Origin of the sequence: Synechococcus sp. CS-1329 (assembly GCF_025128055.1) — a bacterium.
In the GTDB taxonomy this organism is placed as follows: domain Bacteria; phylum Cyanobacteriota; class Cyanobacteriia; order PCC-6307; family Cyanobiaceae; genus Regnicoccus_A.
On the sequence record NZ_JAHLYS010000033.1, the window covers coordinates 67,380 to 88,667 of the forward strand.

Genomic DNA, 21,288 nt, shown 5'->3' on the forward strand with positions numbered 1-21,288 from the left:
TTTCCCTTTCGCGATGACCGCTTCACCACAGAGCACAGGCCTCCGCGAGGCCGTGCAGACCTATTACGGCAGCACCCTGGCCAGCAGCGCCGATCTGCGCACCAGCGCCTGCTGCGATGCCAGCGCGGTGCCCGCCGCCCTCAGGCCCCTGCTCAGCCGCCTCCACCCCGAGGTGCTCTCCCGCTACTACGGCTGCGGTCTGGTCTGCCCGCCGCTGCTGGAGGGCGCCCGGGTGCTGGATCTGGGCTGTGGCAGCGGCCGTGACGCCTACCTGCTCGCTCAATTGGTGGGGCCGGGCGGCATGGTGGTGGGGGTCGACATGACGGCTGAGCAGCTGGCGGTGGCTGAAGCCCACCGCGCCTTCCACGCCGAGGCCTTCGGCTACGACAACGTCCGCTTTCTGGAGGGCTACATCGAGCAGCTGGAGCAGCTCAAGCTGGAGCCCGGCAGCTTTGATGTGGTCATCTCCAACTGCGTGGTGAACCTCTCCACCGACAAGCTGGCGGTGCTGCGCGGGGTGCGGCGGTTGCTCAAGCCCGGCGGTGAATTCTTCTTCGCCGATGTCTATGCCGACCGGCGGGTGCCCCAGGCCCTGCAGGCCGACCCGGTGCTCTACGGCGAATGCCTCAGTGGCGCCCTCTACTGGAACGATTTCCTGTGTCTGGCCCGCCAGGCGGGCTTCGCCGATCCGCGCCTGGTGAACGACCGCCCGCTGGAGATCACCGATCCGGAGCTGGCCGAGCGCACCGGTGAGCTGCGCTTCTTCTCCGCCACCTACCGGCTGTTCAACATCGACAGCCTCGAAGAGGCCTGCGAGGACCACGGCCAGGCCGTGATCTACCGGGGCACGATCCCCGGCCACCCCCACCGCCTTGACTTCGACAAACACCACAGCCTCGAAGCGGGCCGGGTGTTTCCCGTCTGCGGCAACACCTTCCGGATGCTCCACCAGACCCGGCTGGCGCCCCATTTCAACTTCATCAGCGCCGACTCCAGCGCCCACTTCGGCCTCTTTCCCGGCTGTGGCAGCGTGATGCCCTTCACAGCGGCAGGCTCCGCCTCCTGTTGTTGAGGGCTTGAGTCCTGTTGCTGAACATTGCCGCCCTCACTGGCGGTTGAGCGACCAGTCGTAGTCGAGGGTGCCCAGGGCATAGCGGCCCTGCGCCAGATAAGCGCGGTCCTCAGGGCTGACGTAATCGCCGATGAAGGCCAGCACCGCACTGTCCTTCAGATGGCCGGGCACCGGAGCCGCCGTTGCGTTGGCCCGGTCCCAGTCCTCACCGAACCAGCGGAAGATCGGCGAGATCAGCACCCGCTCCCCAGTCCGATCGATCCGCAGGCCATAGGGAGCCGCCAGCCAGCGGCGCACCTGATCCTCCAGTTGCTGCTCCAGTCGCTCAGCCACGTAGGGCTCCCGGCGCAGGGGCGGGCAGCTGTTGGCGGCACACACCAGAGCCGCATGGATGCGCGGTTCGTTGAAGTCCTTGCGCAGGAACTGATGCTCGATCGCATCGAGCGTGCGCGGCTGGCCCGCCACCTGGTGGCGGCGCAGATTCCACACGCCCCAGATGTCCTTGATGCTGGCCTTCAGCGGAGTCTCCTGGATGATCGAGGCCAGGGTCAGGGCGTTGTAGGCATTGAGCAGGAAGGCGATCTGCTCCGCCTCACTCCAGGAGCGGTAGCGCTCCGGGGGCACGGCGCCGATCACCGCCACATAGCGCTCCAGATCCTCTGGTCGGCGCTGAAGGCCCTCGTAGTCCACCAGGCCCCGCTCGTTGACGTACTTCTGGAGCACCCGGGTGTACGTCTCGCTGGAGTAAGGCACAGCCACGGCCGCCCCGGAGCCCGCTGTGCCAGCTGCCCCGGAGCCCGGCAAAGAGAAGGGAGGCAGCGAGCAACCCACCAGGGCGGTGGTCACACCAGCCAGCAGAAACAGTCTCAAGGTGGTCATGGCACGGACGGGTTGGAGAGATCGGGGGGCTGGAGCCTGGCCTGCCTCAGCTGGGTGATGGCGAAGCCCGCCACGAACGGGACCCAGATCAGGGCGCGCTCGATCTCCAGCAGGTTCCAGTGGGGGTCTCGGTGCAGCAGCACGAAGTAGATGAAGCCGCTCAGGCTCACCAGCCGCACGCCCCAGTTCCCCGTGGGCACAGCAAAGGGCACGATCCAGCTGAAGTACCAGAGATGAACGATCGGCGAGAGCGTGAGCAGGGCAAACCAGTAGGCCTGCGCGAACCCGCCGAAGCGCTGGCAGCGCCACAGCAGCAGGGCCACCACCAGCAGCAGCGGCAGCAGATGGATGGCATTGCTGCTGCCGGTGGCCGGCCAGATCCGCGCCAACAGATGGGGAACGAATTCGGCGCTGCGGGCCTGGGTCACGAAAGCCGAACCCGTGGGAATCAATGGGCAGAGGATCGAGTCGCAGTAGGCCAGTGACGCCAGGCCGAGGGGCAGAAGCCCCAGCAGGCCGAGTCCCAGCGCCAGCAGCCGTCGCCGATGGCGCAGCGCCCGCCAGCAGGGGTAGGCCAGCAGGGGCAGCGACACCCATTTGATCGCCACGCTCACCCCGATCAGCAGGGCGCCCAGGGCCCAGCGGCCAGCGAGCCCTGGTCCTGATCCTGTTCCCGTCTCAGGTGGAAGGTCGAACAGGAACCAGGCCGCCACCAGAGGCAGCAGAAACCAGCTGTCGTAGTGGGCACCGCCGCTGAAGCTGTAGATCACCAGGGGGTTCCAGGCCCAGAGCAACGCCGACGCCGCCCCGAACCGCCGGCTCAGCAGGGCACAGAGGCCCAGATCGCAAGCCAGGAAGGCCAGCTTGAACAGCAGCACCTGGGCGGGCACCAGGGTGAGCAGGCGAAAGCCGAGCTGCGTCAGGGGCGGGTAGATGGCCGTCACCGCCGGATGGTTGATCTGACCCCACCAGGCGGGCCGCAGGGCCTGCAGGGCAGTGGCGTCGGGAGCCAGTTCGTAGGGATTGAAGCCGTGCTGCTGGATCGTGCCTTCCCAGAGGTAACGCCAGACGTCATCGCCGGGCTCCATGGCCAGCAGCAGCAGCCGGGTGGCGATCGCCACCCCCCAGAACCAGACGGCCGGCAGCGCCACAATCCGCCAGGAGAGGGCAAAGCCCAGACCCATCACCCCCACGGCGCCCCAGAACGCCTGCAGGACCCGCCAATCACTGAGCTGGCCATGGGGGGCCATCCAGGCGGCCCCGCCCACCAGCAGCAGGGCGCACAGGCGCCAGAGGCTCCGCTGGCTGGCGGGGGCAGTCATGGCTGGCGTCGACGCCGGATCCGCGCCAGGTACAGGCCCCCGAGAGTGCGCAGGATCACCTCCCCGGCCCGGAGGCTGCCCAGCAGCGAACCGGAGATCTTGGAGCGCCCCCCCTGGCGCGGCCGGTAACCCACCGGCACTTCGCGGATGCGGCAGCCCTGCTCCACTGCCCTCACCTGCATCTCGAGCGTCCAGCCAAAGCCCCGATCCCGCAGGGCGAGGGCCTCGAGGCAGCGGCGTCGGATCAGGCGCATCGGACCGAGATCCCGATACCTGTGACCCCAGCCCAGCTGGATCAGGCGGGTCGCCAGGCGGTTGCCGAAGTGCTGCAGCGGTGTCATCGCCCGCCGACCCTCTGCCCCAGCCAGGCGGTTACCCAGCACCAGATCCGCTTCTGCCGCCGCCGCCAGCAACCTGGGCAGCGCCGCCAGATCGTCACTGCCGTCACCGTCGCAGAAGAAAATCCATTCCACAGCGGGCGGCAGTCCGTCCAGGCCACGCCAGCAGGCCCGGCCATAGCCCGGCCTCGGCTCAACCACCACCTCGGCGCCGGCAGCGCTGGCCACCGCCGCGGTGTCATCGCCACTGCCGTTATCCACCACCCGGATGCGCTCCAGACCCTGACCGCGCAGCTCCTGGATCACCGCGGCGATGGCGGCGGCCTCATCGCGCGCAGGAATCAGCACCTGCAGGGAGGTGGCGGCTGGTCTGGGCGGCTGGGGGCGCGTGCGTATGGCTCGGCTCGGGCAGTTCACCCCAGATGTACCGGCGGGTGGGGCGATCGGATGTGGAGGCCGCCCATGGGAAGGTAACGGCAGTGTTGCGGGTCGCCGCCATGGGCTGGTCGCGCCCTTCCACGCGGTTCTGCATCTTCCTGACGCTGCTGAACGACCGCCTCGGGGAAAGCATCGTCTTCCCCCTGCTGCCCTTTCTGCTGGCGAGTTTCACCAGCGATGGGCGCACATTGGGCCTGCTGGCGGGCAGCTACGCCCTGGCCCAGTTCCTGTTCACCCCCCTGATCGGTGCCCTCAGCGACCGCTTCGGGCGCAAACCGGTGATCGCCGGCTGCGTGGCGGGCTCCGTGCTGGGCCTGGGCGGCTTTGCCCTCACCCTGGCCCTGCCCTGGCCGGCGGGCAGCGCCTGGCCCCTGCCGCTGCTGTTCGGCGCCCGCCTGATCGATGGAGTGAGCGGAGGCACCGCCGCCACCGCCGGCGCCGTGCTGGCCGACATCAGTCCGCCGGAGAAGCGGGCCAAGGCCTTCGGGCTGATCGGCGTGGCCTTCGGACTCGGTTTCATCCTCGGGCCTGCCCTGGGGGGGCTGTTGGCGGGGGTGAACGTGACCCTGCCGCTGCTGCTGGCGGTGGCCGTGGCGGCCGTGAATCTGGTGCTGGTGCTCACGGTGCTGCCGGAAACCCATCCCCCGGCCGCGCGCCTGGCGCTGCCGCGCAAGCGGGAGCTCAACCCGCTCACCCAACTGAACCGGGTGTTTCGCAACCCGCGTGTGCGTCGGCTCAGCCTGGCCTTCTTTCTCTTCTTTCTGGGCTTCAACGGCTTCACCGCCGTGCTGGTGCTCTATTTCAAGCAGGTGTTCGGCTGGGGACCGGGGCTGGCGGCCATGGCCTTCCTGGTGGTGGGCGTGGTGGCCACGGTGGTGCAGGGCGGCCTGATCGGACCGCTGGTGCAGCGCTTCGGTGAAGGCCGCCTCAGCCTGGCCGGCCTAGGGCTGGTGGTGGCGGGCTGCCTGCTGATTCCCCTGGCCACACCCGCCAGCGCCATCCCTGTGGTGTTCACGGCATTGGCGCTGCTGGCGTGCGGCACCGGGCTGGTCACCCCCTGCCTGCGCAGCCAGGTGTCGCGCCGGCTGGATGACAGCGGCCAGGGGGCGGCTCTGGGCAGCCTGCAGGGCCTGCAGAGCCTGGGCAGCTTCATCGGTCCGCCGCTGGCGGGCCTGGCCTACGACCTGGTGGGCAAGACCAGTCCCTTCTGGACGGGCATCGCCCTGTTCCTGATGGTGGCCCTGCTGGTGGCAGTGGGGGGACCCCTGAACAACCTTTCGGCAAGCCAGACCGCGACAGTGCCGCCTGGCCCTTGATTGCTACCTTCACCCCAAGAGACTCAGCCATGGATTCCGCGATGAATGAACCCGTTGTCGCTCCTGAGCTCTACATCAACCGTGAGCTGAGCTGGATCGCGTTCAACAGCCGCGTGCTGGCCCAGGCCCTCGATCCCGCCACGCCATTGCTGGAGCAGGCGAAATTCAGCGCCATCTTCAGCAACAACCTCGATGAGTTCTTCATGGTCAGGGTGGCGTCCCTGAAGTCGCAGCTGGAGGCTGGCCTCTCCACCCTCAGCGACGACGGCCTCACCCCCAGGCAGCAGCTGGAGGCGATCCAGCAGAAACTGCGGCCGCTGCTGAAGCAGCAGCAGGACCATTACCGCCATCGCCTCAAACAGGAGCTGTTCGAGCAGGGCGTTCAGCTGATCGACTACCAGCGGCTGAACAAACAGCAGAAGACCTGGGTCAACACCTACTTCCAGACCGCCATCTTCCCGGTGCTCACACCCCTGGCGGTGGACCCGGCCCATCCCTTCCCGTTCATGAGCAACCTCAGCTTGAACGTGGCAGCACTGATCCGCGATCCCGACACCAAGCAGCAACAGTTCGCCCGGGTGAAGGTGCCCACCAAGACCCTGCCGCGCTTCGTGGAAATTCCCACCGAGCTCTGCAGCCGCGAACCCTCCCCCGTCTACACCGTGGTGCCCCTGGAGCAGGTGGTGGCCTTCAACCTGCAGCTGCTCTTCCCGGGCATGACGATCGAGGGGCATTACTTCTTCCGCATCACCCGCGACGCCGACCTGGAGCTGCGCGATCTGGAGGCCGACGACCTGATGGAGGCCCTGCAGGAGGGTCTGCGCAAACGCCGCCGCGGCGGCGAGGTGGTGCGGCTCGAGGTGGCCGATGAGATGCCCGATGAGGTGGTGGACCTGCTGATGGAGGGCACCGACGTGGATCCGGCCGACCTCTACCGGGTCAATGGACCGCTGGGCCTCGACGACCTGATGCGCCTGCTGGCGATTCCCCTGCCCCAGCTCAAGGACAAGCCCCACCAGGGCCGCACCGCCACAGCCCTGGTCCGGGCGCAGAAGAGCCGCCTGGGGGATGGCTCGATCAAGGCGGAGGAATTCGAGAGCATCTTCGCGGCGATCCGGCGCAGCGATGTGCTGCTGCAACACCCCTACGACCTCTTCTCCACCTCGGTGGAGGAGTTCATCAGCCAGGCCGCCGACGACCCCTCGGTGCTGGCCATCAAGATGACCCTCTACCGCACCTCGAAGGATTCACCGATCATCGCGGCACTGATCCGCGCCGCCGAGAACGGCAAGCAGGTGATGGCCCTGGTGGAGCTCAAGGCCCGCTTCGACGAAGACAACAACATCCAGTGGGCGCGCCAGCTGGAGCACTCCGGCGTTCACGTGGTCTATGGCGTGCTGGGCCTCAAGACCCACACCAAGATCATGCTGGTGGTGCGCAAGGAAAAGGAGCGCCTGCGCAGCTATGTGCACATCGGCACCGGCAACTACAACTCCAAAACCTCCAGCCTCTACACCGACATCGGTCTGCTCTCGGCCCAGCCGGAACTGGGTCAGGATCTGGTGGAACTGTTCAACTATCTCACCGGCTTCTCGAAGCAACAGAGTTTCCGCAGTCTGCTGGTGGCTCCCGTCACCCTGCGCAAGGGAATGGAGACCCTGATTCAACGGGAGATCAGTCATGCCCGTGAGGGCAAGGGCGGACGCATTCGCGCCAAGATGAATGCCCTGGTGGATCCAGCCATCATCGCCCTGCTCTACGAAGCCTCCCAGGCCGGGGTGGTGATCGAGCTGGTGATCCGCGGCATGTGCAGCCTGAGGCCCGGGGTGCCGGGCGTGAGCGAAACGATCCAGGTGATCAGCATCATCGGCCGCTTTCTTGAGCACTCGCGCATGTTCTGGTTCGCCAATGCCGGCGAGCCGGAGATGTACATCGGCAGTGCCGACTGGATGCCCCGCAACCTCGATCGCCGCGTCGAAGCGGTGACCCCGATCAAGAATCCGCAGCTGCGGGGCCAGCTGGAGCGCCTGCTGGACACCTATCAGAACGACGACTGCGCCGCCTGGGACATGCAGAGCGACGGCAGCTTCATCCAGCGGCAGCCCGGCGCTGAGCCCCGCTGCGCCCAGCTGGACCTGATCAAGCAGTGGCGCACGGGTCTGGCCGTCCAGGCCTGAGCGATCACAGCCAGCCCTGGCTGGCAGCCGCTGGGTCACTGTTTGTTGTAAGCATCGCTACACCAGTTGTCGGATTGGCATCATCAATAACTCAATGAAGAAAAATGGCTCTTCTCCTTTAGGGAGTTTTCAGATTGATACAGCCGCTAACCTCCCGAACCTGCTACATTCCGCGCACAACGCATCCGGAGGCTGGGGTGATGGCGACACCTCTGCAATCCACTCCTGCCACTGGTCTCGCGCCCAAAAGCTCGAAATCATCAGCACGGGTGGTGCAGCCCAAAACAGGGGGCGGTCGGCTCAGCGCCGATTCGATCGGCTGGTATTTGAGCAACATCGGCCGGGTGCCCCTGCTCACCGCCGCCGAAGAGATTGAGCTGGCTCACCACGTCCAGGCCATGAAGCGCCTGCTGGAGCAACCCGACGACTCTCTCACCCCTCGCGAACGTCATCTGATCCGCATGGGCGGACGGGCCCGCGACCGGATGATGGCCGCCAACCTGCGCCTGGTGGTGAGCGTCGCCAAGAAATATCAAAATCAGGGATTGGAGTTGCTCGATCTCGTCCAGGAAGGGGCGATCGGGCTGGAGCGGGCCGTCGACAAGTTCGACCCCGCCATGGGCTACAAATTCTCCACCTATGCCTACTGGTGGATCCGTCAGGGGATGACCCGGGCGATCGACAACAGCGCCCGCACGATTCGCCTGCCCATCCACGTGAGCGAAAAGCTCTCGAAGATGCGCCGGATCACCCGCGAGCTCTCGCACCGTTTCGGCCGCCAGCCCAACCGGCTGGAGCTCTCCCATGCCATGGGCATGGACGTCAAGGATCTGGAGGATCTGATCTCCCAGAGCACCCCCTGCGCCTCCCTCGATGCCCACGCCAGGGGCGAGGAAGATCGCAGCACCCTGGGCGAGCTGATCGCCGATCCAGCCAGCAACGAGTCCATGGATCACATGGATCGCTCGATCCAGAAGGAACACCTCAGCGCCTGGCTCTCCCAGCTCAATGAACGCGAACAGGAGATCCTGCGGCTGCGCTTCGGCCTGGAGGGCAAGGAACCCCTCACCCTCGCTGAGATCGGCCGCAAGATCAACGTCTCTCGCGAGCGGGTGCGGCAGCTGGAAGCCAAGGCCATCATGAAACTGCGGCTGATGAGCAACCTGCAGCAGGCCGCCTGAACCAGGGCAGCTGTCAGGCTGGGTCTCGCCTGCCGGGACTCCATCCATGACAGGAGTGGCCTTGGTGCTGCTCTGGCTGAGCGCTGTGCTGGGCCTGGCACTTTGGGCGAGGCGGCACTGGCCTGATCAGCCCGAGTGGAGTCGCAAGCTGCTGCACATCGGCACCGGACCGGTGGTGCTGATCGCCTGGGCCACCGGGATCGATCGCTGGATTGCCCTGCCAGCGGCCGCTGTGGTCACCCTGCTGGCAGCCCTGAACCACCGCTACCGCCTGCTGCCGGCCATCGAGGATGTGGGCCGGCACAGCTACGGCACGGTGGCCTACGGCGCCTCGATCACCCTGCTGCTGGCGCTGTTCTGGCCGGAGCAGCCCCAGGCCGTGGCCGCCGGGGTGCTGGTGATGGCCCTGGGAGATGGCCTCGCCGGACTGCTGGGCCCCCTGATCCCCTCAGCGAGCTGGCAGATCCTGGGCCAGCGCAAATCCGTGGTGGGCACCGCGGCGATGGCCGCCGCGGCGCTGCTGGTGCTGCTGCTGCTGCGTCAGCTGGGGGGCCCAGCACCAGGCCCTGGTGCCCTGGTGCTGATCAGCCTGACGGCCACCCTGCTGGAGCAGGTGGCCGTGCTCGGCCTCGACAACCTCAGCGTTCCCGTGGTCACGGGGCTGCTCTGGAGCGGGCTGGCGCTCAGGCCCTGAGCATGCCCTCGCAGCGGTGCTGCCAGTCGCTGGAGGTGCCCAGACCAGCCACCACCAGGCGATCGCTGGGCTCGGCCTTGAGACGCAGCTGCCACTGGCGGATCACTTCAGCCCGCTCCATCCAGACCTGGAGCACCGTGGTCTCGATGAGCTGGGCCTCCCAGCCCCGCTGCCGGGCTGACGCCAGGGCCCAGCCGAGCAGATCATCCAGCTGAAAGGGCCGAAAGCCGGCGAACACCGGCCCAATGGGCTCCTGAGATACGCCACTCTGCTCGAGATAGAACAGCTGCAGCGGCTCGCTCAAGCCACAGAATTGCAGGAAATAGGACATTGGATAACCTCCCGATGCATCGGCAGATGCCTCATGGAAGAGCAACTTAGTGCTGCAGTCAGAAACAACTGTTCAGTAGGAACATCCCGTTGCAAAGCATGATTCTGGCAGTCTCACTCTGGGAGTGCCAGAACTAATCCAATCAGGCTGGGGTCAGCTGGCTGGCCTGAGCCCCTGCCACGGCTTCGGCCAGGCCGTCCAGCACCGTGCGCGTGGTCTCCAGGTCGATGCAGGCATCGGTGATGCTCTGGCCGTAGGCGAGCTCGCTGAGATCGGCGGGAATCGACTGGTTACCGGCCACCAGGTGGCTTTCGATCATCACGCCCATGACATGGCGGGAGCCAGCGCGCAGCTGGGCGGCCACCTCGGCGAGCACCTCCCCCTGGCGGCGGTAGTCCTTGTTGGAGTTGCCGTGGCTGCAGTCGACCATCAGCCGCGCCGGCAGCCCCTCCTTCTGCAGGGCCAGGGCCGCCTGCTCGATGGCCTCCGGGTGGTAGTTGCTGCCTCCCTTGCCACCGCGCAGCACCAGGTGGCCATCGGGGTTACCGGTGGTGGAGATGATCGCGGCATGGCCCAGCTGGCTGATGCCCAGGAAATGGTGGGGCTTGGAGGCGGCCTGCATGGCATGGATGGCCGTGACGGCACTGCCGTCGGTGCCGTTCTTGAAGCCGATCGGCATCGAGAGGCCGGAGGCCATCTCACGGTGGGTCTGGCTTTCGGTGGTGCGCGCCCCGATCGCCGTCCAGCCGATCAGGTCGGCGATGTACTGGGGCACCACCGGATCCAGCAGCTCGGTGGCGGCGGGCAGGCCCATCTCGGCCAGGTGCATCAGCAGGCCCCGCGCCAGGCGCAGCCCTGTGTTGATGTCGTAGCTGCCATCGAGATGAGGATCGTTGATCAGACCCTTCCAGCCCACGGTGGTGCGGGGCTTCTCGAAGTACACCCGCATCACCACCTCCAGCTGATCGCGGTGGCGCTCACGCACCTCAGCAATGGCCTCGGCGTAGGCCCGGGCAGCTTTGACGTCATGCACCGAACAGGGGCCGACGATCACCAGCAGGCGGGAATCCTGACCGTGCAGGATCGCTTTGATCCGCTCGCGGGCTTCGAGCACAGTGCGAGCCGCCGTCTGGCTCAGCGGCAGTTCGCCATGGAGGACAGACGGCGCCACCAGCGGCCGTGTCTCCACGATGTGGAGGTCGGAGGTGGTGAGCATGCCGGGAGCGGTCGTGAACCGTGGGCCAGTCTCACACCCTAGAGACTCCCATCACGGCATCTTTGGCATCCACGGTGACCGAGGAGGGGCCCGCGGCCAGAAACAATGGGGTCAACTCCGTCGTTTCGCCATGTCCTCTTCTTCAGAGAGTGTCACCGACCTGCTGCTCAGCTACCGCCAGGCGGAGGCGGAGCGCGCGGCCCTGGGGGTGCCGCCCCTGCCGCTGACCGCCACCGATGTTCAGGCCCTCACCCAGTTGCTGGAGCAGCCCCCGGCCGGCGAGGAAGCCGTTCTGCTCCATCTGCTCAGTGAACGCATCCCGCCCGGGGTGGATGAGGCCGCCTACGTCAAGGCCAGCTGGTTGAGCGCCATCGCCCAGGGGCTGAGCGCGAGCCCCCTGGTGAGCCCGATCGAGGCCACCCGGCTGCTGGCCACCATGATCGGCGGCTACAACGTCAGCGCCCTGATCAGCCTGCTCGGCCACAGCGATGCCGCCATCGCCGCCGAAGCGGCCAGCGGCCTCAGCCGCACCCTGCTCGTCTACGACTCCTTCCACGACGTGCTGGAGCTGGCGACCAGCAATCCCCTGGCAAAGCAGGTGGTCGACTCCTGGGCCGCGGCCGAATGGTTCACCGCCAAACCCGCCCTGCCGGAGGCGATCACCGTGACGGTGTTCAAGGTGGAGGGCGAAACCAACACCGACGATCTCTCCCCGGCCACCCACGCCACCACCCGCCCCGACATCCCCCTGCACGCCATGGCGATGCTGGAGACGCGCATGCCGGGCGGGCTGGAGCTGATCGAGCAGCTCAAGGCCAAGGGCCACCCCGTGGCCTACGTGGGTGATGTGGTGGGCACCGGCAGCTCGCGCAAGTCGGCGATCAACTCGGTGCTCTGGCACACCGGCACCGACATCCCGCACGTGCCCAACAAGCGCGGCGGTGGGGTGATCCTGGGGGGCAAGATCGCCCCGATCTTTTTCAACACCGCCGAGGATTCCGGCGCCCTGCCGATCGAGTGCGATGTCTCGGCGCTGAACTCGGGTGATGTGATCACGATCCGGCCCCTGACCGGCACGATCGAGCGGGCCGAAGGCGAGCCGAACGCCGGCACAGTGGTGGCCAGTTTCGAGCTCAAGCCCAGCACGATCGCCGATGAGGTGCGCGCCGGCGGCCGCATCCCCCTGCTGATCGGCCGCTCCCTCACCGACAAGGTGCGCACCCAGCTGGGGCTGCCCCCCTCGGAGCTGTTCATCCGCCCCAGTGCTCCCGTCGACACCGGCAAGGGCTTCACCCTCGCCCAGAAGATGGTGGGCCAGGCCTGCGGCCTGGCGGGCGTGCGCCCCGGCACCAGCTGCGAGCCGCTGATGACCACCGTGGGCTCCCAGGACACCACCGGACCGATGACCCGCGATGAGATGAAGGAGCTGGCCTGCCTTGGCTTCTCCGCCGATCTGGTGCTGCAGAGCTTCTGCCACACCGCCGCCTACCCCAAGCCGGTGGATCTGAAAACCCACGCCGAGCTGCCCGATTTCATGGCCTCCCGCGGCGGGGTGGCCCTGCGTCCCGGCGACGGGATCATCCACAGCTGGCTCAACCGCATGCTGCTGCCCGACAGCGTGGGCACCGGCGGCGACAGCCACACCCGCTTTCCCCTCGGCATCTCCTTCCCGGCCGGCTCGGGCCTGGTGGCCTTCGCCGCCGCCATCGGTGCCATGCCGCTCGACATGCCCGAATCGGTGCTGGTGCGCTTCTCCGGCTCCCTCCAGCCCGGCGTCACCCTGCGCGATGTGGTCAACGCCATCCCCTGGGTGGCGATTCAGAAGGGCCTGCTCACCGTGGCGAAGGCGGGCAAGGTCAACGTGTTCTCCGGCCGGATCATGGAGATCGAGGGGCTGCCAGATCTCAAGCTGGAGCAGGCTTTTGAGTTAACGGACGCGACCGCCGAGCGCTCCTGCGCCGGCTGCACGATCAAGCTCTCGGAAGCCACCGTGGCCGAATACCTGAGCAGCAATGTGGCCCTGCTCAAGAACATGATCGCCCGCGGCTACAGCGATGCCCGCACCATGGCCCGGCGCATCCAGGCGATGGAGGCCTGGCTGGCCGATCCCCGGCTGATGGCCGCCGATGCCGACGCCGAGTACGCCGAAATCCTCGAGATCAACCTCGATGAGCTCACCGAACCGGTGCTGGCCTGCCCCAACGATCCCGACAACGTCAAGCTGCTCAGCGAGGTGGCCGGCGACCGCATCGATGAGGTGTTCATCGGCTCCTGCATGACCAACATCGGCCACTACCGCGCTGCCGCCACGGTGCTCGATGGGGCCGGCACCAGCGCCGCCAAGCTCTGGGTCTGTCCGCCCACCCGCATGGACGACGAGGTGCTGCGCGCCGAGGGTTACACCAGCAAGTTCGAAGCCGCCGGCGCCCGCATGGAACTGCCCGGCTGTTCGCTCTGCATGGGCAACCAGGCCCGCGTCGACGACAACACCACCGTGTTCTCCACCAGCACCCGCAACTTCAACAACCGCCTCGGCAATGGTGCCCAGGTGTATCTGGGCAGCGCCGAGCTGGCGGCGGTCTGCGCCCTGCTGGGCCATATCCCCACTCCGGCCGAATACCTGGAGATCGCCGCGGCCAAGATCGATCCCCTCTCCGATCAGCTCTACCGCTACCTCAACTTCGATCAGATCGAGGGCTTCGGCGATGAGGGCCGGGTGCTGAGCAGCACCGAGGAGGCCAGGGTGCTGGCGGAGGTCTGACCCTGAGCACAGAGCGCCACACCCCCATCCTGGTCCAACCCCAGAAGGTGCAACTGACCACCTCCAGCATCCGGCGGATGTTGGAGGAGCAGTGGTTCAAGGTGATCCTGACGCTGGTGATCACCGGGTTGGGGGCCGCCACAGCGGCCCTGCTGTTCAAGCTGGGGCTTGATGGGCTGGGGCGTCTGCGCCTGCGCATGCTCACCCTCGGACCCGACTGGCTGCTGCTGCCGGCCATCAGCGGCAGCGGCGGCCTGGTGGCGGGCCTGCTGATCCAGATCGGCGCCCCTGCGGCCCAGGGCTCTGGCATCCCCCAGGTGATGCAGTTCCTGCGCAGGCGGCCGATCCCGATGGGCTTCGAGGTGGCGGCGGTGAAGCTGGTGGCGGGGATCGTGGCCATCGGCAGCGGTTTTCCACTGGGCCCCTCCGGCCCCTCGGTCCAGATGGGCAGCTCCGTGGGCTGGGTGATGGCCCGCCTGCTCAAGGCACCCAACGCCTTTCTGCGCATGATCGTGGCCGCCGGCGGCGGCGCCGGCATCGCCGCAGTGTTCAACGCACCGATCGGCGGCTTTTTCTACACCCTCGAAGAGTTGCTGCAGGGGGCGCGGCCTGTGGTGATGCTGCTGGTGCTGGTCACCACCTTCTGGGCCGACACCTGGGCCGATCTGCTCGGCCTGGCCGGGCTGGGGATGGAGAGCACCGGCTGGAATCTGGGGCGGGGTTTCGTTCTCGAGCGACAGGTCACCACCTTTGTGGAGGTGCTGCCGCTGGATCTGCTGGTGCTGTTCGCGGTCGGGGCCCTGGTGGCGCTGGGGGCTGAGGCCTACTGCCGCTTTGTCGTCAAGCTGCACAACTGGCGGCGCCAGCTGGCCATCCCCCTGGCCGGGGCGATGGCGGCGGCCGGCGTGGTGCTCGGGGTGGTCGATGCCCTTCTCCCCGCCGATTTCATCAACCGTGCCGGCATCCGCCAGGCCGTGGCAGAGGGTGATATCGACATCAGCAAGGCCATGGCCATCTTCTTCGTGCTGTTTCTGAGCACGGGTCTGGCCGCCGCCGCCGGCACCCCCGGCGGTCTGTTCGCACCGATGCTCACCCTCGGTGGCGCCCTGGGCCTGGCGGCGGCCGGAATCATGGAGCACGTGGGGATGAACTCCCCGAACAGCATGATCTTCGCCGGCATGGCGGCCTTCATGACCGCCTGCGCCCGCACGCCGATGACGGCCACCTTCTTGACCTTTGCCCTCACCAAGGAGCTGCTGCTGCTCAAGCCGTTGCTGGTGGCCAGCCTGGGCAGCCTCGTGGTGGCCCGCTTGCTCCATCGCCAGTCGATCTTCCAGCGGCTGATCGCACCGACCACACCAGGCAACTCCGGCGGCAAGGGCGTCGGCGGTTTGCCCGTGCTGTCAGTGCCGCTGAGGCCGCGTCAGCTCTGAGGCCGCGCCAGGCCTGAGGGGCGGGGGAAGCCTTCAGCCGCACGTTTGTAGTTGAAGTTACAAATTGCCCTGTCATCAGACAGGCCCAATGCAGCTGCATACCTTGGAGATCGTCCGCTCCTTCCCCATGAACGCCACTCGTGTGTTGACTCGCTCCGCCTGGGGTGGGGTGATCCTGGCCTCACTGCTGCTCAGCAGCTGCCAGGGCGCCAAGGAGAGCATGAAGCAGGCCGGTGACGGCATGGGCGATGCCGCCAAGCAGGCAGCCGGCGATGCCGCCAGCATGGCCATGGCCCCGGCCCTCGCACCACTGACGGACCTCCTCAAGCAGGGCGAAAGCCAGATCAAGGCCGGCAACATGCAGGCCGCCATGACCACCATGGGCGGATTCGAGGGGGTGTATCAGAAAGTGGGACCCCTGATCCAACCCATGGCCGGCGACAAGTGGCCCGCCATCGATGCCGCCGCCCAGCAGGTGATCAGCACCTTCAGTGGCACCACTCCCCCCAGCGCCGAGAACGGCAGTGGCGCCATTACCGGTCTGATGGGCCTGCTGAAGGGGCTCAAGACCAGCTGACAGCCGGGCCCGGGGGGTGACAGCCTGGGTCCAGTGCGCTGATGGCCTCTCCCTGGATCAGGAAACCCTGCTGTTCGAGCCGGCCCAGCCGGCCGCTGATGCCCTGCGCACCGTGCTGGCCTTCCCCAGCACGTATTCGGTGGGCATCACCAGCCTGGGGTTTCAGGTGGTCTGGGCCACGCTGGCGCGACGCTCCGATCTGGATGTGCGGCGGCTGTTCACCGACCGGGGCGACCCCCCCCACCGCCACTGCGACCTGTTCGGGCTCTCACTCAGCTGGGAACTGGATGGGCCGGTGCTGCTCGACCTGCTGGAGCAGCAGCGCATTCCGCTCTGGAGCCAGCAGCGCGGCGAAGACGATCCGATCGTCTTCGGGGGCGGACCGGTGCTCACCGCCAACCCCGAGCCCCTGGCTCCCTTCTTCGACGCCGTGCTGCTGGGTGACGGCGAGCAGTTGCTGCCTGACTTCGTCGAGGCGGTGATCGCCCAGCGACAGGCTCCGAGGGCCGAGCGGCTGCGGGCCCTCGCCCGGGTGCCGGGGGTGTACGTGCCGGCGCTCTACGCCCCGCGCTACAGCTCCGAGGGCCAGCTGCTGGGCGTTGAACCCACAGAGGAGGGCATCCCGGCGACCGTGGCCAAGCAGACCTGGCGGGGCAACACCCTCAGCCACTCCACGGTGATCACCCCCGAGGCGGCCTGGCCATCGATCCACATGGTGGAGGTGGTGCGCAGCTGCCCCGAGCTCTGCCGCTTCTGCCTGGCCAGCTACCTCACCCTGCCCTTCCGCACCCCATCCCTCGACGACGGCCTGATCCCCGCGGTGGAAGCGGGTCTGGGGGCCACCCGCCGGCTGGGACTGCTGGGGGCCTCGGTCACCCAGCACCCCCAGTTCGCCGACCTGCTGAGCTGGCTTGACCAGGACCGCTTCGACGACACCCGGGTGAGCGTCAGCTCGGTGCGGGCCGCCACGGTGACGCCCCAGCTGGGGCGGATCCTGGCCCGGCGGGGCAGCAAATCACTCACGATCGCCATCGAAAGCGGCAGTGATCGCCTGCGCCAGGTGGTGAACAAGAAGCTCAGCAGCGAGGAGATCTTCGCGGCGGCCCGCTACGCCAAAGAAGGGGGACTCAGCGGCCTGAAGCTCTACGGCATGGCCGGCCTGCCCACCGAAGTCGATGACGACATCGAAGCCACCGCTGATCTGCTGCTGGCGCTGAAAAAAGCCACCCCCGGCCTGCGCCTGAGCCTGGGGGTGAGCAGCTTCGTGCCCAAAGCGCACACACCCTTTCAATGGGAACCGGTGCGGCCCGAGGCGGAGAAACGGCTGAAGCGGCTGGCCAAGCGGCTCCAGCCCAAGGGCATCGAGCTGCGGCCCGAGAGCTATGGCTGGAGCGTGATCCAGGCCCTGCTCTCCCGCAGCGACCGGCGCCTGGCCACCGTGATCGCCGCCGTGCGCGGCCGCCACGGCAGCCAGGGCGGCTGGAAGGCCGCCTACCGCAGCGTCAGCGAGCAGGGGGAGGGAAGCCTGCCGCCACTGCCTTCCTGGCAGGAGACGATCCATGGCGTCTGGGACCCGGATCGTGTCTTGCCCTGGGAGCACCTGGAGGGACCCCTGCCCAAGGCCACCCTGGCCAGGCACCGCCAGGAGGCCCTGGCGGTCGGCGAGCTCAGCCCCGTTGGCGCGACTCCGGGCTGAGCGAGTAGGCGCGCAGACCGCAGAGCAGCACCCAGCCGGCAATGTTGATGCGGCTGTCGTAGAGGGGAATGTCGGTGGCGTGCAGGGCCATCAGCACCAGGAAGGCCGCCCACCAGGCCCGCTCGAACAGCGCGCCGCTGGCCATGCCGCGGCGGGCGGCCTGAATCTGCAGCGCCAGCACCAGGCCCACCAGCAGCACCGCCACCGGAACCCCATGGCTGACCGCCAGATCGATCGGCAGGTTGTGGGGATGGCCATGCCAGATGCCAGCGGTGCGCAGGGGGTAGATCACGCTGAAAGCGGCGGCTCCCCAGCCGAGCCAGGGACGCTCTGCCACCAGGTGCAGGGCCACCCCCCACTGGTTGACCCGGGTGATGGCCAGGGGCCGGCGGCCGGCGAACTCCAGATCACTCAGCCGCTCCCAGACCTCCACGGGAACCAGAACGCGGGCGGGCTGCTGCAGGGCCAGGGGCACCCCCGGCAGGCTGGCCAGCCCCACCGGGATCAGCAGCAGCAGCAGCAGGGGCAGGAGCCAGATCCAGCGGGCCGGACCCGCCACCAGGGGAAGAGCCAGCACCAGCGCCCCCCAGGCATTGCGGGAGTCGGTGAGGGCCATGGCGGCCACCAGGCCCACGCTGATCAGCAGGGCTGGCAGGCGCTTGCGCCACGGCTGAGGGCGTTGCAACAGGGCCGCCAGGGCAAAGGGCCAGGCCAGGGCCAGCCAGGCTCCGGCGATGTTGGCGTAGTCGAACAGGCCTGCCAGGCGCCCTGACGGGTTGCCACCGGCCTTGAGGTGCCAGATGACCGCTCCGCCCAGGATCTGGAACGGCCCACTCCACCCCAGGAACAGTTGCCCCAGGCCGGTGACGATCACCGGCACGCTGCCGACCACCAGCCAGAGGGCCACCCGACGGCGGGCAGGGGCCGAGGCCAGGTAGGGCTGATACCCCCAGAACGCCCAGAAGAAGGGCAGCCAGTTGCCGAGGCCCACCCAGGCCAGCCAGCCGCTGGAGGCGGTGAAACAGCCCAGCACCATCAGGACTGACACCAGCAGCAGCACCTGATTGACCCGATCCCGCCACCAGGGCAGCCGCTGGCGGCAGCCGAGAATCAGGGCCACCAGCAGCAGCACGCCAGCCAGCAGGGCTGAACTGGCCAGCAGCAGCAGGCCCAGTTGAAAACAGCGCCAACCCAGGGGTGAGGCGCCCTCAGGCCTGGTCGCATCGAGGCGCCGCAGCCACTGCTGCCTCACGAGAACACGGCGGTACGCCCCCGATAGACCATCACCTGGCGGCGCAGGTGCAGGCGCAGGGCACGGGCCAGGGCCAACCGCTCCATGTCGCGGCCCTTGCGAATCAGATCCTCCACATCGTCCCTGTGGCTCACGGGCACGGTGGCCTGCTCGATGATCGGTCCGCCATCGAGATCCTCAGTGACGTAGTGGGCTGTGGCCCCAATCAGCTTCACGCCCCGCTCCCAGGCCCGGTGATAGGGCTGAGCCCCCTTGAAGGCCGGCAGAAAGGAATGGTGGATGTTGATCACCGCGCCAAAGCGGGAGAGGAACTCGGGGCTGAGCACCTGCATGTACTTGGCCAGCACCACCAGCTCGATGCCGTGGTCGTTGAGGCACTGCAGCTGAGCCTGCTCAGCCTCAGGCTTGCCGTTGGGCAGCACCGGCAGGTGCACGAACTGTGCTCCGAAATTTTCGGCCAGGGGCTGCAGGTCAGGGTGGTTGGAGATCACCAGCGGCACCTGCATCGGCAGCTCCCCGGCCCGGGTGCGCCAGAGCAGGTCCACCAGACAGTGATCCTGCTTGCTGACAAAGATCGCCACCCGCGCGGCGACATCGGAGAAGTGCAGCTGGCCCTCGCCACCGAGCCGCTCCGCCAGGGCCTTCACCGCCGGCGCCACCGCCTCCCGCGGCAGACCGAAACCCTCCAGCTGCCACTCGATCCGGCTGAGAAACAGCCCAGCGCCGGCGTCGGTGTGGTGGTCGGCGTGGCAGATGTTGCCGCCATTGGCCGCCACCCAGCTCGAGAGCTCACTGACCAGGCCGGGGCGGTCGGGGCAGATCACCTGCAGGATCGCTGTGGGTACGCTCATCGGCACCGGGGCCTGTCACGAAGGGCATTGTGCCCGGTGCACCCAGCCCAGTCGCCAGCAGGGCGCATGGTCATGCCTGCGCGACGTACAGTCGCGCCTGACTTCGGTGCTCGCCATGGCCGCTCAGCTGGTTTCCACCCTTCGTCATTCCCTGAGGCGGCTGGCCCTTGCGGCCCTCGCTGTGGTCCTGAGTTTCGGATTGGTGGCCTGCGATGGCGGCCAGGCCAAGAAGCCCCCGAGCATCAGCCCCGCCGACATGGCGATCATCCAGCGGCAGGCCGAAGGATTCCTGGCGGCCAAGGAGCGGTTGCCCGAGCTGGCCTCTCTGGTGAACGACAGAAACTGGGTGTTCACCCGCAACTTGATCCACGGCCCGATGCAGGAAGTGGGTCGCGAGATGCTCTACATCAACCAGCGCCTCCTGCCCGCCGATCGCGCCGGCGCCACAGCTCTGGCCAAGCAGCTCAAGAGCGCCCTCGCCGAGCTGGATGAGGCCGCCCTCCTCCAGGATGGGGAGAGGCTGCGCAAGGGCTACATCAAGGTGGCCAGCGGCTTCGGTTCCTACGCCGAGGTGATTCCCGCTGCTGCCCTGCCCAGCGGCTCCGCGGCCTGAGCGCCAGCGCGCCTGATCTGCTCCATCCGGCAGTGACGCCCATCGCTGAGCGCGCCAGTTCGGTCGTGGTCGTCGGTGGCGGCATCGTCGCCCTGGCCACCGCCTGGTTGCTGCAGTGCCGGGGCCATCGGGTGCGCTTGATCGCCCCCGATGCCCAGGGGCCTGATGCGGGCGAGTGCCGCAGTGGCAGCGCCGCTGCCCTCGGGGTGCTGATGGCCCAGGTGTTTCAGCGCAGCAGGGGCCGCGCCTGGCGCCTGCGCCAGACCTCCCTGAGCCTCTGGGCCCAGTGGCGTCAGGAGCTGGCCGGGCGCGGCTGTCCCATCCCCTTCCAGGCGGGTCTGCTGCTGCTGGCGCGGGAGACCGCCGACGCCGAACGGCTGCAGCAGCTGCAGGAGGAACGCCAGGCCCAGGGGCTGCCCCTGAGCTGGTGGGAGCCAGCTCAGTTGGAGGAGCAGGGCCTGGCCGGCGCCAGCCAGGGCGGCCTCCATTCCGCCCTGGACGGACAACTGGATCCCCTGGCCGCCATGGACGCCTTTCGCCGTGACGGCCTGCGGCAGGGCCTGGAGCTGGTCAACGAGCGGGTGCTGGCACTGGAGCGGCAGCCGGGGGGCTGGAGGGTGCACGGCCACTCAAGCGCCCAGGCCAGCGAAGCTGCCTGGCTGGTGGTGGCCGCAGGTCTGGCCAGCGAGGAGCTGCTGGACCCCCTGGGGCACCAGAGGCCGCTGCAGCCGGTTCTGGGCCAGTGCCTCGAGCTGGCCACAGCAGCTGCGCTCCCCTGGCCCTGCCCTGTGGTCTGGCAGGGCCTCAACCTGGTGCCCCGGCCCGGCGGAGGCCTGTGGCTGGGGGCAACGCTGGAGCCAGGTGATCAGGCCGACTTGGACCTGCTGGAGCCGATGCAGCAGCTGGCGGCCACAGCCCCGGGCTGCGGCTGGCTGGGGGAAGCGACCGTGAACCACCGCTGGCAGGGGCTGCGAGCCAGACCGGTGGGCCGGCCGGCCCCACTGCTGGAGCCACTGGAGCCAGGACTGCTGCTGCTGAGCGGTCACTACCGCAATGGCGTGCTGCTGGCGCCGGCCTCAGCCCAGTGGGCCGTGGAGCAGATCGAAGCTTCCCTTACCTGTCGTTAACGTATTTAGGGAGA

At 67.9% G+C, this 21,288-nt stretch carries 18 protein-coding genes; 11 read left to right on the forward strand and 7 right to left on the reverse strand.

Annotation, left to right across the window (positions count from 1 at the left end; translation table 11 throughout):
- The first annotated feature begins 13 nt into the window (after window positions 1-13).
- Window positions 14-1,072, forward strand: coding sequence for a methyltransferase domain-containing protein (locus tag KQ304_RS07095; RefSeq protein WP_259736407.1), 1,059 nt, complete (start codon window positions 14-16; stop codon window positions 1,070-1,072).
- Window positions 1,073-1,105: 33 nt separating this feature from the next.
- Here the strand turns inward: KQ304_RS07095 and KQ304_RS07100 are convergent, their stop codons facing one another.
- From KQ304_RS07100 to KQ304_RS07110, 3 genes are read right to left on the reverse strand one after another with little or no spacing between them, the layout of a single operon-like run.
- Window positions 1,106-1,951 (reverse strand): DUF547 domain-containing protein, encoded by an 846-nt coding sequence (locus tag KQ304_RS07100; protein WP_259736408.1) that lies wholly within the window; start codon window positions 1,949-1,951, stop codon window positions 1,106-1,108.
- Entirely contained in the window at window positions 1,948-3,273 is a 1,326-nt protein-coding gene (locus KQ304_RS07105) for a hypothetical protein (RefSeq protein ID WP_259736409.1), read from the reverse strand. The genes KQ304_RS07100 and KQ304_RS07105 overlap by 4 nt, the downstream gene beginning before the upstream one ends.
- A complete protein-coding gene (locus KQ304_RS07110) occupies window positions 3,270-3,959 on the reverse strand; it encodes a glycosyltransferase (protein WP_259736410.1) in 690 nt (229 codons plus the stop codon). Before KQ304_RS07110 ends, KQ304_RS07105 begins: the two co-directional genes overlap by 4 nt.
- A 149-nt stretch (window positions 3,960-4,108) precedes the next feature.
- On the opposite strand from KQ304_RS07110, the gene KQ304_RS07115 reads away from it, so the two are divergent.
- The 4 genes from KQ304_RS07115 (at window position 4,109) to KQ304_RS07130 (ending at window position 9,417) form a co-directional block, all read left to right on the forward strand.
- Window positions 4,109-5,365 carry an MFS transporter gene (locus KQ304_RS07115; RefSeq protein WP_259736559.1) on the forward strand — a complete coding sequence of 419 codons (1,257 nt, stop codon included), beginning with the start codon at window positions 4,109-4,111 and terminating at the stop codon, window positions 5,363-5,365.
- Window positions 5,366-5,406: 41 nt separating this feature from the next.
- Entirely contained in the window at window positions 5,407-7,542 is a 2,136-nt protein-coding gene (gene ppk1, locus KQ304_RS07120; protein ID WP_259736411.1) for a polyphosphate kinase 1, read from the forward strand.
- 200 nt (window positions 7,543-7,742) lie between these two features.
- Entirely contained in the window at window positions 7,743-8,723 is a 981-nt protein-coding gene (locus KQ304_RS07125; RefSeq protein ID WP_399228704.1) for a sigma-70 family RNA polymerase sigma factor, read from the forward strand.
- 46 nt (window positions 8,724-8,769) lie between these two features.
- Window positions 8,770-9,417 carry a dolichol kinase gene (locus KQ304_RS07130; protein ID WP_259736412.1) on the forward strand — a complete coding sequence of 216 codons (648 nt, stop codon included), beginning with the start codon at window positions 8,770-8,772 and terminating at the stop codon, window positions 9,415-9,417.
- Here KQ304_RS07130 and KQ304_RS07135 read toward each other — a convergent pair.
- Window positions 9,407-9,721 (reverse strand): hypothetical protein, encoded by a 315-nt coding sequence (locus KQ304_RS07135; protein WP_311133890.1) that lies wholly within the window; start codon window positions 9,719-9,721, stop codon window positions 9,407-9,409. The two genes, KQ304_RS07130 and KQ304_RS07135, sit on opposite strands and share 11 nt — an antisense overlap.
- A 169-nt stretch (window positions 9,722-9,890) precedes the next feature.
- Window positions 9,891-10,964: a 3-deoxy-7-phosphoheptulonate synthase gene (locus tag KQ304_RS07140; RefSeq protein ID WP_259736414.1), complete on the reverse strand. Its 1,074-nt coding sequence runs from the start codon at window positions 10,962-10,964 to the stop codon at window positions 9,891-9,893.
- Window positions 10,965-11,094: 130 nt separating this feature from the next.
- Here KQ304_RS07140 and acnB point away from each other — a divergent pair, with 130 nt between their 5' ends.
- From acnB to KQ304_RS07160, 4 genes are all read left to right on the forward strand, one after another.
- Window positions 11,095-13,725, forward strand: a complete 2,631-nt coding sequence (gene acnB, locus KQ304_RS07145; RefSeq protein WP_259736415.1) for a bifunctional aconitate hydratase 2/2-methylisocitrate dehydratase — start codon at window positions 11,095-11,097, stop codon at window positions 13,723-13,725.
- Between the two features lie 47 nt (window positions 13,726-13,772).
- Window positions 13,773-15,158, forward strand: coding sequence for a ClC family H(+)/Cl(-) exchange transporter (locus KQ304_RS07150; RefSeq protein WP_259736416.1), 1,386 nt, complete (start codon window positions 13,773-13,775; stop codon window positions 15,156-15,158).
- A gap of 145 nt (window positions 15,159-15,303) precedes the next feature.
- Window positions 15,304-15,735: a hypothetical protein gene (locus KQ304_RS07155; RefSeq protein WP_259736417.1), complete on the forward strand. Its 432-nt coding sequence runs from the start codon at window positions 15,304-15,306 to the stop codon at window positions 15,733-15,735.
- A gap of 112 nt (window positions 15,736-15,847) precedes the next feature.
- The gene (locus KQ304_RS07160; protein WP_259736561.1) at window positions 15,848-17,431 is read left to right on the forward strand and encodes a radical SAM protein; all 1,584 of its coding nucleotides are present in this window, start codon (window positions 15,848-15,850) and stop codon (window positions 17,429-17,431) included.
- Here the strand turns inward: KQ304_RS07160 and KQ304_RS07165 are convergent.
- Together KQ304_RS07165 and purU are read right to left on the reverse strand one after the other, a co-directional pair.
- Window positions 17,403-18,683, reverse strand: a complete 1,281-nt coding sequence (locus tag KQ304_RS07165) for an O-antigen ligase (protein ID WP_259736418.1) — start codon at window positions 18,681-18,683, stop codon at window positions 17,403-17,405. The two genes, KQ304_RS07160 and KQ304_RS07165, sit on opposite strands and share 29 nt — an antisense overlap.
- A complete protein-coding gene (gene purU / locus KQ304_RS07170; protein ID WP_259736419.1) occupies window positions 18,680-19,534 on the reverse strand; it encodes a formyltetrahydrofolate deformylase in 855 nt (284 codons plus the stop codon). The genes KQ304_RS07165 and purU overlap by 4 nt, the downstream gene beginning before the upstream one ends.
- On the opposite strand from purU, the gene psbQ reads away from it, so the two are divergent.
- Window positions 19,437-20,147, forward strand: coding sequence for a photosystem II protein PsbQ (gene psbQ, locus KQ304_RS07175; protein ID WP_399228711.1), 711 nt, complete (start codon window positions 19,437-19,439; stop codon window positions 20,145-20,147). The two genes, purU and psbQ, sit on opposite strands and share 98 nt — an antisense overlap.
- Before the next feature lie 32 nt (window positions 20,148-20,179).
- Complete coding sequence (locus tag KQ304_RS07180) at window positions 20,180-21,274, forward strand: FAD-binding oxidoreductase (protein WP_259736421.1); 1,095 nt, start codon at window positions 20,180-20,182, stop codon at window positions 21,272-21,274.
- Window positions 21,275-21,288: the final 14 nt, after the last annotated feature.

Coding starts and splice junctions, on each gene's coding strand:
- KQ304_RS07125 (WP_399228704.1), top strand. CDS start 7,743: ATGGCGACACCTCTGCAATCCACTCCTGCCACTGGTCTCGCGCCCAAA.
- ppk1 (WP_259736411.1), top strand. CDS start 5,407: ATGAATGAACCCGTTGTCGCTCCTGAGCTCTACATCAACCGTGAGCTG.
- purU (WP_259736419.1), bottom strand. CDS start 19,534: ATGAGCGTACCCACAGCGATCCTGCAGGTGATCTGCCCCGACCGCCCC.
- acnB (WP_259736415.1), top strand. CDS start 11,095: ATGTCCTCTTCTTCAGAGAGTGTCACCGACCTGCTGCTCAGCTACCGC.
- KQ304_RS07130 (WP_259736412.1), top strand. CDS start 8,770: ATGACAGGAGTGGCCTTGGTGCTGCTCTGGCTGAGCGCTGTGCTGGGC.
- KQ304_RS07105 (WP_259736409.1), bottom strand. CDS start 3,273: ATGACTGCCCCCGCCAGCCAGCGGAGCCTCTGGCGCCTGTGCGCCCTG.
- psbQ (WP_399228711.1), top strand. CDS start 19,437: ATGTTGCCGCCATTGGCCGCCACCCAGCTCGAGAGCTCACTGACCAGG.
- KQ304_RS07095 (WP_259736407.1), top strand. CDS start 14: ATGACCGCTTCACCACAGAGCACAGGCCTCCGCGAGGCCGTGCAGACC.
- KQ304_RS07115 (WP_259736559.1), top strand. CDS start 4,109: ATGGGCTGGTCGCGCCCTTCCACGCGGTTCTGCATCTTCCTGACGCTG.
- KQ304_RS07140 (WP_259736414.1), bottom strand. CDS start 10,964: ATGCTCACCACCTCCGACCTCCACATCGTGGAGACACGGCCGCTGGTG.
- KQ304_RS07100 (WP_259736408.1), bottom strand. CDS start 1,951: ATGACCACCTTGAGACTGTTTCTGCTGGCTGGTGTGACCACCGCCCTG.